The 9,758-nt window shown below is 69.9% G+C and carries 9 protein-coding genes; 5 read left to right on the top strand and 4 right to left on the bottom strand.

Going from position 1 to position 9,758, the window contains the following annotated elements:
- Window positions 1-397 precede the first annotated feature (397 nt).
- Window positions 398-1,144 (bottom strand): hypothetical protein, encoded by a 747-nt coding sequence (locus tag AC5P1B_RS00535; protein ID WP_493884105.1) that lies wholly within the window; start codon window positions 1,142-1,144, stop codon window positions 398-400.
- A 332-nt stretch (window positions 1,145-1,476) separates the two neighbouring features.
- Here AC5P1B_RS00535 and AC5P1B_RS00530 point away from each other — a divergent pair, with 332 nt between their 5' ends.
- Window positions 1,477-1,890 carry a YciI family protein gene (locus AC5P1B_RS00530; RefSeq protein ID WP_493884104.1) on the top strand — a complete coding sequence of 138 codons (414 nt, stop codon included), beginning with the start codon at window positions 1,477-1,479 and terminating at the stop codon, window positions 1,888-1,890.
- A complete protein-coding gene (locus tag AC5P1B_RS00525; RefSeq protein ID WP_493884103.1) occupies window positions 1,887-3,119 on the top strand; it encodes an RNA polymerase sigma factor in 1,233 nt (410 codons plus the stop codon). Before AC5P1B_RS00530 ends, AC5P1B_RS00525 begins: the two co-directional genes overlap by 4 nt.
- 102 nt (window positions 3,120-3,221) lie before the next feature.
- Here AC5P1B_RS00525 and AC5P1B_RS00520 read toward each other — a convergent pair whose 3' ends face one another.
- Both AC5P1B_RS00520 and AC5P1B_RS00515 read right to left on the bottom strand, forming a co-directional pair.
- Window positions 3,222-4,832 (bottom strand): amidase, encoded by a 1,611-nt coding sequence (locus AC5P1B_RS00520; RefSeq protein ID WP_493884102.1) that lies wholly within the window; start codon window positions 4,830-4,832, stop codon window positions 3,222-3,224.
- 242 nt (window positions 4,833-5,074) lie between these two features.
- Window positions 5,075-5,884, bottom strand: a complete 810-nt coding sequence (locus AC5P1B_RS00515; RefSeq protein WP_493884101.1) for an SDR family NAD(P)-dependent oxidoreductase — start codon at window positions 5,882-5,884, stop codon at window positions 5,075-5,077.
- Here AC5P1B_RS00515 and AC5P1B_RS00510 point away from each other — a divergent pair.
- Complete coding sequence (locus AC5P1B_RS00510) at window positions 5,883-6,365, top strand: dihydrofolate reductase family protein (protein ID WP_493884100.1); 483 nt, start codon at window positions 5,883-5,885, stop codon at window positions 6,363-6,365. The two genes, AC5P1B_RS00515 and AC5P1B_RS00510, sit on opposite strands and share 2 nt — an antisense overlap.
- A 395-nt stretch (window positions 6,366-6,760) precedes the next feature.
- Here AC5P1B_RS00510 and AC5P1B_RS00505 read toward each other — a convergent pair whose 3' ends face one another.
- Window positions 6,761-7,897, bottom strand: coding sequence for an alkene reductase (locus AC5P1B_RS00505; RefSeq protein WP_493884099.1), 1,137 nt, complete (start codon window positions 7,895-7,897; stop codon window positions 6,761-6,763).
- Window positions 7,898-7,955: 58 nt separating this feature from the next.
- Here AC5P1B_RS00505 and AC5P1B_RS00500 point away from each other — a divergent pair, with 58 nt between their 5' ends.
- Both AC5P1B_RS00500 and AC5P1B_RS00495 read left to right on the top strand, forming a co-directional pair.
- Window positions 7,956-8,414 carry a MerR family transcriptional regulator gene (locus AC5P1B_RS00500; RefSeq protein ID WP_493884098.1) on the top strand — a complete coding sequence of 153 codons (459 nt, stop codon included), beginning with the start codon at window positions 7,956-7,958 and terminating at the stop codon, window positions 8,412-8,414.
- A gap of 234 nt (window positions 8,415-8,648) precedes the next feature.
- A complete protein-coding gene (locus AC5P1B_RS00495) occupies window positions 8,649-9,656 on the top strand; it encodes a hypothetical protein (RefSeq protein ID WP_493884097.1) in 1,008 nt (335 codons plus the stop codon).
- Window positions 9,657-9,758 lie beyond the last annotated feature (102 nt).

Here is a 9,758-nt window from a genome sequence, read left to right as displayed (position 1 = left end):
CCTCACGGGCGAAACGGAACAGGCCCTTCAGCCGCGGGCGCCTCCCGGTTCGCGTGCCCGCGCCCAGCGGCCCCCGCCCGCGGCCGGCACGGCGCGAAGACGGCCGCCGGACCGCTGGACAGCACGAACACGTGAGGCGTCCCCGCATCCGGGGTACGGCGTACACCGCCCGCCCCGTCGAGCGGCGTCCGCTTCGTCACCCCGGGCCGCCGCTCCCACGCCGGTTGCGGAGTGCCGGTCGAGACATTGACCACAGCGCGTCCGGCCAGGGCGCCGGCGGTCTCGTCGAGAACGGCGCGTGCGGCGGGGACACACGGCCCGGTCCGGGCACCGGGCCGGGCCGTGTGTCCCCGCACACCCCCGCCTTCGCCCAGCAGGCTTTGGCGGGGTCCGCTCGTCAGGAGGTCGGGCCCACGGCCTTCAGGAACGTCGCGATGTCGACGCTCTCGGCCGCCGAAGGCTTGGGGACCGCGGGGGTCTTGTCGTAGGCGGAGTAGAGAATCGTCGTCGGGTCGTCGCCCTTCTCCTCGGCCTTCAGGAGATACGGCTTGCCCTCGGTGGCGACGAAGAGCGTGATGGGGGCGCCCTCATCCGTCTTGCCCTTGATCGAGATGGCCGGCTTACCGTCGACGTCGGACGTGTCGCCCTTGGTCCACTTCGCGTTCTTCCGCCCGGAGTCGCCCTTCTGGACGGTCTTCAGTGCGCAGCCCTCGGCCATGCTCTTCAACGTCCGGTCGGACGTGGTGCCGTGCACGTACTTGCCGCCGAGCTTCTGCACAGCGTCACCCGCACGCGGGCCGTAGAGGGCCTTGGCCATCGGCTCGTCCATCTTCAGCCAGACCTCCTTGTCGTGCCGCACCACCTTGTAGGTGCCCGAGGAGCCCAGCGTCATGGAGTTACGGCAGTTGTCCTGGCTGTCGATCGCGTAGTCCCCGGTGGCCTCTTCGCCCTTGAGCTTTCCGCCGAGCTTGATCGTGACCGACTTCACCGCCTTCAGTTCCTTCTCGGCCTTGTCGGCGATCTCCTTGCCCGAGAGCTTCTCGACGCCGTTGCCGCTGGCCTCGTCGTCCCCGCCGCAGCCGGTGGCCCCGAACGCCAGCGCCGCACAGGCCACCGCGGCCCAGATGCCGTGCTTCCTCTTCATGAGGAGGGTCCCCCTTGTCGTTGATCGTTCGATGTGCGCCATCACCCTACGGAGTACGCCGTGGCCCGATGTGAGCACCCATGCCCTGCGGCGGTCCGCACCTCGGCCCTCACGCGCGGCGAACGGCTCACCCCAGGCTGTGACCAGCGGTTTCCCTCTTCGGCGAGGTCAGATGGGGGGCGTACCGCACGGTAGTCCCGGAGAGTGGGGAGTGGAGCCCGGCACAGTTCTCCGGAAATTTCTCCGCGCGGTGTCGAGACTGTGTGGTCGGCTCCGACGTCCCCTGTGAGAGTCGCTCACGCGGGGCGACGGCACAGCTGAGGGAGCGAGTCATGAAGTACCTGGTGATGGTGCAGGGCACGCAGGCGGACTACGAGGCCATGCGCGGCAAGGGATCGGAGCACAGCCCGGCGTGGAGCGAAGAGGAACTTCAGGCGATGTACGCCTTCATGGCGTCGGTCAACAACGATCTCGCCGAGTCCGGTGAGCTCGTCGACGGGCAGGGCCTCGCCGAGCCCGCGCAGACCCGGCTGGTCACCGCGGGCCCCGACGGACGGCCGGTGATCAGCGACGGTCCGTACAGCGCGACCAAGGAAGTGCTGGCCGGTTACTGGGTCCTCGACTGCGAGAGCCTGGAGCGGGTCACCGAGATCGCGGCGCGCGTCACGCAGTGCCCCGAGCCCGAGGGCGCCGTCCACCGGGCGGTGGTCATCCGGCCCATCATGGACGGCGGAGGGTGTGCGTGAGAGAGACGAACAGCGTCGAGGACCTGCTGCGTCTGCACGCGCCGCAGGTCCTCGGCGCGCTGGTACGCCGCTACGGGCACTTCGACCTGGCCGAGGACGCGGTGCAGGAGGCACTGCTCGCGGCCGCGCAGCAGTGGCCGCAGGCGGGGGTCCCCGACAACGCGCGCGGCTGGCTGATCAGGGTGGCCTCTCGTCGGCTGACGGACCAGCTGCGCAGTGAGGAGGCGCGTCGCAGGCGCGAGGAGACGGCGGCGGCGCTCACACCGAGGGACGCGTTCACCGCGCCACCGCTCGGTGAGAGCCGAGCGCCCTCGGAGGACGACACACTGACTCTCCTGTTCCTGTGCTGCCGCCCCGAGTTGACCCCCGCCGCGCAGATCGCGCTCACCCTGCGCGCCGTGGGCGGTCTGACCACGGCCGAGATCGCCCGCGCGCACCTGGTCCCCGAGGCGACGATGGCGCAGCGCATCAGCCGGGCCAAGCACCGCGTCAGGGGCGTGCCGTTCCGGCAGCCGGGACCTGAGGAGCGTGACGCACGGCTCGCCGTCGTACTCCAGGTGCTCTACCTGATCTTCAACGAGGGCTATACGGCGACATCGGGCAGGGCGCTGCACCGCGCGGACCTGGCCCGCGAGGCGATCCGGCTGACGCGCTCTGTGCGCCGACTGCTGCCCCAGGACGGCGCGGTGACCGGGCTGCTGGCGCTGATGCTGCTCACCGACGCCCGTAGCGCGGCGCGCACGGGTGCGCACGGCGAACTCATCCCGCTCGACAAGCAGGACCGCACCCGCTGGGACCAGCGGGCCATCGCCGAGGGCGGCGCCCTGGTGGCCGAGGCCCTGTCGCAGGGCCCGGCCGGTGCCTACCAGCTTCAGGCGGCCATCGCCGCGCTGCATGACGAGGCGCCGCGCGCCGAGGACACCGACTGGCGGGAGATCCTGGCGCTGTACGACATCCTCGTACGCCGCGTACCCGAGCCCATGGCCGAACTCGGCAGGGCCGTGGCCGTCGCCATGGTGCACGGCCCACGGGCGGGCCTCGCGGAGGTCGCCAAGCTGGAGGACGGTCTTGCGGGCCATCACCGGCTCGACGCCGTACGCGGCCATCTGCTGGAACGGGCGGGAGACACCGAAGGCGCCCGCGCCGCCTACCAGTTGGCGGCGGGCCGTACGCTCAGCCTTCCCGAGCGGCACTACCTCCAGACGCGCGCCGCCCGGCTGACGGGCTGAGCCCCACACGGCAGACGAGCACACTCCGCCGACCACGAGACGGCGCGACGGCGAACGCGCGGCCTTGAGACATCCGGACCAGGTGTCGTTGCGCCAGACCGTTCACCGGGAGGCGCCGGGCCCCACCGACGGCACGTAGCGCGGCGCTCGCCAGGCGTCCAGTCGGCGCTCCACCGCGGCCCCCAGCGACAGCAGCTTGGCGTCCTGATGGTCACCGGCCATCAGCAGCAGGCCGACGGGGAGTTCGCCCACGGACCCGGCGGGCACCGACAACGACGGGTACCCGGACACGGCCGCGGGAGTGGAGGACGGGATCACGTCGTTGTCGCCCCGCGCGCAGTCGGTCGTCCAGGCGGGCGGGTTCGTCGGCGCGGCGATGGCGTCCAGCCGGTGAGCGGCCATGGTCTCGTCCAGGGAACGCCGGGAGAGATCCTTCAACTCGGCGCGCATGGCCCGGTATGCGGGGTCGGTGGTGGGAGGTGCGGCGAGGGCCTGCTCGAACAGCTCCTGACCGGCGAAACAGGTGCGCTCCGCCGGGTGGGTGCGGTTGAACTCGATCAGCTCCGCGAGGTTCTGCGGCCCGTCGCGGGTGGCGAGGTAGGCGTTGATATCCCGGTAAAACTCGCTCAGCAGCGCCGGGAATTCGAGCTCGGCTAGCCGCTCCTGGTACGGGGGTGTCACCTCGACGACCTCGGCTCCCGCGCGACGCAGTCTCTCCGCCGTACGGGTCATCACGGCGTCCGCCTCAGGACCGAGCGAGGGCAGTCGCCACAGGCCGATCCGTTGACCGCGCAGACCGCCGGGGCGCGTCAGCGCGTCCGTGAGGCCGCCGGAACCGATGGGGCGCACGGTGTCGCGGCCGCCGTTGAGCACCGCGAGGGTGAGCGCGGTATCGATCACGTTGCGCGCCATGGGCCCCGCGGTGTCCTGCTCGGCGGAGATCGGCACCACGCCCGCTTGGCTGACCAGCCCGAGGCTGGGTTTGTGGCCGACCACCCCGTTCATGCCTGCCGGGCACACGATGGAACCGTCCGTCTCGGTACCGATCGCGACCTGCGACAACGACGCGGCGAGCGCGGCGGCCGAACCGGAGGACGACCCGCACGGATTCCGGTCCAGTACGTACGGATTGCTGGTCTGCCCGCCCACCGCCGACCACCCTGACGTCGGTCTCGCCGCGCGGAAGTTCGCCCACTCGGACAGGTTGGTCTTGCCGAGGATCACCGCTCCGGCGTCCCGCAGCCGGGTCACCAGGGCGGCGTCGGTGTCCGGCGGACTCCCGCCCAGCGCCAGCGACCCGGCCGTCGTCGGCATGTCGCGGGTGTTCACGTTGTCCTTGAGCAGGACGGGTATGCCGTCCAGTGGGCCCCGGACGGTGCCGTTCCGATGCCGAGCGTCACTGGCGGCCGCCTGGCGCCGGGCCGTCGGGTCGGTGCGCAGCACCGCGTTGATCTTGGGGTCGATGGCCTTGATCCGCCGCAGGTAGGCACTGGTCAGTGCCGACGAGGTCAGCGAACCGTCCGCCATACGGGCCTGCAACTCCGGGATCGTCACCGTGTCGAGGTCGACTCCCAGCCTGGGGGCCGCACCGGCCGTCGGCGGCGAACCACCGACGCCGGTCTCAGCGGCTTCCGCGCGCGGGTTCGGTACGCCTGTCAAAAGGGACCCCGCAACCAGGGCGGCGGTCAGCGTGGCAACGCTCCTCTTGCTCATGCGGCTCAGCGGACTACATGTCGACGGTCCGGCGCAAGAGCACCGGACGGTCACAGGACGCACCTGAGCGTGAACGCCCGTACAGCCACCACGGCCCTCACGTCCGTCGCGTCTGCCACGGCACCGGCAGCCGAAGCCCACCGCATCGGTACCGGGCCGACGCAACGTCCCCTGGTCCTTCCGGGCGTACCGGCCGGTCCACACGATCGAGGCCGCCTGGCGCCGGGGGCGAGAGCTCTCAGCTATACGCCATCGCGCGGTTCGATGCGGAAGTTGAACGCGGCGCCGCCCGGGTCGACTGCCATCAGCCCGCCATCGACGGTGAGCACCGCGCCGTTGACGAAGGACGCCGCAGGTGAGAGCAGCCAGCTGACCGCCTCGGCGACCTCACGCGGCTCGCCAGGCCGCCGCGCGGGCATGAGCCGCGTCGCCTCCTCATACGCCTCGTCGGCGTCGCCCAGCCCGGCTTCCTCCGCGAAGCGCTCCATCCGCCGGTCGGCCATGTCGGTGCGCACCCAGCTCGGACACACGGTATTGGCACGCAGCCCGAGATGTCCGTAGTCGACGGTCAGCGAACGGCACAACTGGAGCAACGCCGCCTTGGACGTCGCGTACGCCACGTTGCTGGCCCCGTTGCGCAGCGCGGAGACCGAAGCGACCGCGACGACCGCCCCACGCGTCTCCAGCAGATGCGGCAGCGCGGCGCGCAGCAGCAGGAAGGGCCCGGTGAGGTTGGTCCGCATGACCATCTCCCAGTCCTCGACGGCCACATCCCCGACCGATCCACTACGCCCGACCCCGGCGTTGAGCACCAGGCCGTCCAGCCGCCCGTACGTCTCCACGGCCGTCTCAACCAGCCCGCGGATCGCATCCGGATCACCGGCGTCGGAGGGGTGGGCCAGCGCCCCGGTCTCCTCGGCGAGGCGCAACAGGGGCTCAGGCCGGCGCCCGGACACCACCACATCGTGCCCGGCCGCCCGCAGCAGCCGGGCAGTGGCGGCACCGATCCCCGTGCCTCCGCCGGTGACGATGACAACGTGCCGTTCAGTCATGCTCGTTCATCCTCCGAAGCGGTCGCGACCAGACCATGCGATCTTACGTAACCCACCGCCCGGTGCCGGCGCCGGGGGAAGAGCCGTCCTCGAAGGGCGGCGCTCTTACGAGTTCGGTCTCCAGGCCGGTGTCCTCGACGCCTACCCGCACCTGCGGCACCTGGTGTTCTCCCGCACCCTGACCGACAGCCCTGACCCCGCCGTGGAACTGGTCGCAGGAGATCCGGTCGCGAATGTGCGGGAGCTGAAGCAGGAAGACGGTAAGGACATCTGGCTGGTCGGTGGCGGAGAGCTGGCCGGTGCGCTCTACTCGGAGATCGACGAGCTGATCGTCAAACTGAGCCCGCTGACCCTGGGCTCCGGGATACCGCTCTTCTCCCACAAGGCCGGATTCGACCCGCGCACCTGGGAACTCATCGACCAGACCACCCTGAAGCGCGGGGTACTTTTCCCCACCTACGCGCGGAACACCTCCGCGTAAGGGCTGCCTGCGTGACGCCTTCGAGGTCGGGGGCCCTCGGTGAAGCGAGGATGAGGCCGCCCGGATCGTCGGGACGGGCAGGGCGGAAGCAGTGGCGGACGCCGACGGCGCGGCTGGCTGGCTGGCTGGCTGGCTGGCTGGCTCACGATGGGGCGAGGCGGTGGCGGAGGCCAGTCGTGAGCGTGGACTGCCAGCGGCTCACCGCGGCGGCTTCCTCATCGGCCTCAGTTCCTCTTGGCATGTTCTTACCGGCTTCTTACCGGCTTCTTACCGGCTTGTTACCGGCGAGGACGTGACAGTAATCGTCAGCAGCCGCCCGCAATGACCGTGAACCGCTCATGGCCCGTGGGCAGGGACGGGTCCGGAACCTCAACGGTGGCTCTGGCTCGCGGGAGTCACAGTCCAGCGGGTTCGGACGCGTCAGCTTGGTGCCCGGCGGCCAGCACGGGATAGTCGGTATATCCGTTCTCACCACCCGTGTACATCAGACCCTGGTCTCGCACCGGGTTGAGTGGTGCGCCGAGCCGCAGGCGTTCGACCAGGTCGGGGTTGGCCAGGAAGGAACGGCCGAGCGAGATCAGGTCGGCGCCTGCGGCGAGCAGCCGCTCGGCCTGGTGCCTACCGCCGTCCGCGGGCAGCGGCCCTCCCCACCCCAGCACCGGGTTGGCGATCAGCGTGCCTGGCCAGCTCTTGCGGATATTCTGGAAGACGGGCTGGTCCGGATCGGCGAACACGACGTGCAGGTAGGCCAGTCCGGCATCGGCCAGTGCGTCGATGAGCGCGGGATAGATGCTCTCGGTGTCGCCCTCGTGGATGCCGTTGACGGTGAGTCCGGGCGCGACCCGCACGCCTACCCGCTCGGGGCCTATCGAGTCGGCGACGGCTTGGACCACCTCGATCGTGAACCGGATGCGGCCGGCCACCGAACCTCCGTAGGCGTCGGTGCGGTGGTTGGTGCCCTGCGCCAGGAACTGGTGCAGGAGGTAGCCGTTGGCGGCGTGCACCTCCACTCCGGCGAAGCCCGCATCGATGGCTCTCCGGGCGGCAGCGGCAAAGTCCGCGACGGTGGAGCCAATCTCATCAACGGTCATCTCACGGGGCACGACAGCGTCCTGGTGACCCCCCGGCGTGAAGATCGTCTCCGGGAGCGCAACCGGCGAGGGCGCCACCGGGGTCATCCCGCTGTTGTCGGGGTGGCCGACCCGCCCACCGTGCTGCAACTGCGAAAACATCCTGCCGCCCGCGGCGCGCACGGCGTCGGTGACCCGTCTCCATCCGGCCACGTGTGCCTCGTTGTAGATCGCGGTGATGTTGGGGTAGGTCTGCCCCACGGCGTTTGGTGTGGAGGCCTCAGCGATGATCAGCCCCGCGGAGGCGCGCTGGGCGTAGTAGGTGGCCATGATGGCTTGCGGAATGCCGTTGGCTGTGGCGCGGTTGCGGGTCATCGGCGCCATCACCAGGCGGTTCGGCAGGTCCAGGGGGCCGAGGCGGGTGGGCTTGAAGAGGCGGGAGTCAACTGGTGTGTTCGTCATATCGGTACGGTAGAACTTGACACCAGTGTCAGGTTCAAGTCTCTTACGCGAGGTGGGCATGCGGATCGGCGAACTGGCTCGGCTCAGTGGGGTCAGCGAGCGCTCGCTGCGCTACTACGAGAAGCAGGGGCTGCTGAGGGCCGAACGTACTCCGGGCGGCCAGCGCCACTATGGCGATTGGGCGGTCGACCGGGTCGTCCGCATCCAGACCCTCTACGCCGCCGGGCTGAACAGCAGAAAGATCGCGCAGTTGCTCCCCTGCATGCGTGACGCGGACGGTGCCCCGAGCGAGATCGCCACACCACGGCTGGTCAACGAACTCACCACGGAACGGGACCGCATCAATCAAATGATCACCGACCTGATCCGCTCCCGCGACGTCCTGGACGAAGTCATCGGCACGGCCTCGACCGGAATGCCCACCTCCGACCTCTACCGCGCCGACTCGGTCGAGACCGACCACGAAGAGTCGTCTGATCGGCGAAGGTCGAGCGCGATCCCCCAGCCCGCCGCGTAGTCAGCACCGAACCAGCGAACGCCCGACTCCCCCCGCGTGTCGGCGTCACGTGCCTCGCCCGGACCATCATCGCCTGCGCCGCCCCGGCGGGGCGTGGGGTCCCCAGAGCGTTGAAACGTCGGCAGTCCCAGAGGACTCGCTCCTTCCTGCGAGAGCCCGGTAGGCACCCTGTGGGTGTGCGGCTTGCCACGCTTGTTAGTTTCAGCAGTCATCTTTGGCGAATGAAGGCGAGACATGCACAACGTTGCCCGACCTACCAGAAAGCTGTGGGCAGCTGTGTCGCTCGGAGTGGCTGGGCTGCTCATCGCGGGCTGGGTGACGCTCAACGACACGTGGTCGGGGAACGGCGCCCTGCCTGACCGGGCGTGCTGGGATGCGGTCGACCGGTCACTGCTGACAGATGCCGCGCCGTCCAGTGACACGCCCTGGCGCGTCACGGAGCGCGAAGACCGGTGGGGCGACCCCGAGTGCGCGGTGGAGAAGGGTGACTGGAAGCTCTCCGCCACCGTGGTGAAGACGCCTCTCAGGACTCGCTTGTGGTGGCAGCTCGGCACCGTCGCCCTGGGGCACGACCTGCCGGGGGTGATCAAACCCAATGGCGACCGAGTCGACGGGTGGCTCCACCTGCCCCAGTGCCCCGGCAAACTGGTGAACGTCAACGTCCCCGGCGCGAAGTCGGACCCGCGCGCGACCGCGGACCTCGCCGCCCGGACGCTGCTCGCCGTCGGGAACGACCAGATCGCCGAATGTGAATGTGGTGGAAAGCCGTTCGACATACCCGGAGCTTTCGACTGGCCCGGTATGAAGTCCGCCCGCGTCGCGCAGGGGGAGTCACCGTGTGGCGTGCGACTCCCCAAGAGTGTGCTGAAGAAGGCGGGGACGGGCCTGTCCCAGCTCGGACGGTTCAGCGATGCCCCGGTCAGCAGGTGCTCAGCCCTCCGCAAGGACGAGGACGAACTCGACCTCGGGCTGTTCTCGGCTGTCGTACTGAGCGACAAGGGGGCCTTGGACGCTCTGTCGCCGACCGGCGTCCGGGCCACCGTGCACGTCACGCCCGGCAAGCCCCTCAACCCGGCACACGACGAACTTCGCTACGACCGCGACGGCGCCACGCAACTGACATGCGGCAACGGAAACGATCGACTCGTCCATGTCTTCGCCTCAGGTTCCGACGCCCAATACGCGGCGATCAAGCAGGCTGTTCTGACCAAGGTGGCCGCCGGGATGGTGTGCCGCCACTGACGCATCACCCGAGCAAGCCTCTCCGTCCCCACCCATCGTTCCGGGAGAACCAACGGCGAAGGTACGGCCAAGTCGTTCACCAGGTCCTGGGTTCAGACGAGA

The sequence above is a fragment of the Streptomyces sp. A01 genome, from assembly GCF_059026195.1.
The sequence above is the reverse complement of the archived record's forward strand: the minus strand, read 5'-3'. Positions and strand labels throughout refer to the sequence as shown.

Bases quoted from the DNA above. Each gene is read 5' to 3' on its own strand.
- AC5P1B_RS00535 (WP_493884105.1), bottom strand. From the start codon at position 1,144: ATGAAGAGGAAGCACGGCATCTGGGCCGCGGTGGCCTGTGCGGCGCTG.
- AC5P1B_RS00530 (WP_493884104.1), top strand. From the start codon at position 1,477: ATGAAGTACCTGGTGATGGTGCAGGGCACGCAGGCGGACTACGAGGCC.
- AC5P1B_RS00520 (WP_493884102.1), bottom strand. From the start codon at position 4,832: ATGAGCAAGAGGAGCGTTGCCACGCTGACCGCCGCCCTGGTTGCGGGG.
- AC5P1B_RS00510 (WP_493884100.1), top strand. From the start codon at position 5,883: ATGCTCGTTCATCCTCCGAAGCGGTCGCGACCAGACCATGCGATCTTA.
- AC5P1B_RS00515 (WP_493884101.1), bottom strand. From the start codon at position 5,884: ATGACTGAACGGCACGTTGTCATCGTCACCGGCGGAGGCACGGGGATC.
- AC5P1B_RS00505 (WP_493884099.1), bottom strand. From the start codon at position 7,897: ATGACGAACACACCAGTTGACTCCCGCCTCTTCAAGCCCACCCGCCTC.
- AC5P1B_RS00500 (WP_493884098.1), top strand. From the start codon at position 7,956: ATGCGGATCGGCGAACTGGCTCGGCTCAGTGGGGTCAGCGAGCGCTCG.
- AC5P1B_RS00495 (WP_493884097.1), top strand. From the start codon at position 8,649: ATGCACAACGTTGCCCGACCTACCAGAAAGCTGTGGGCAGCTGTGTCG.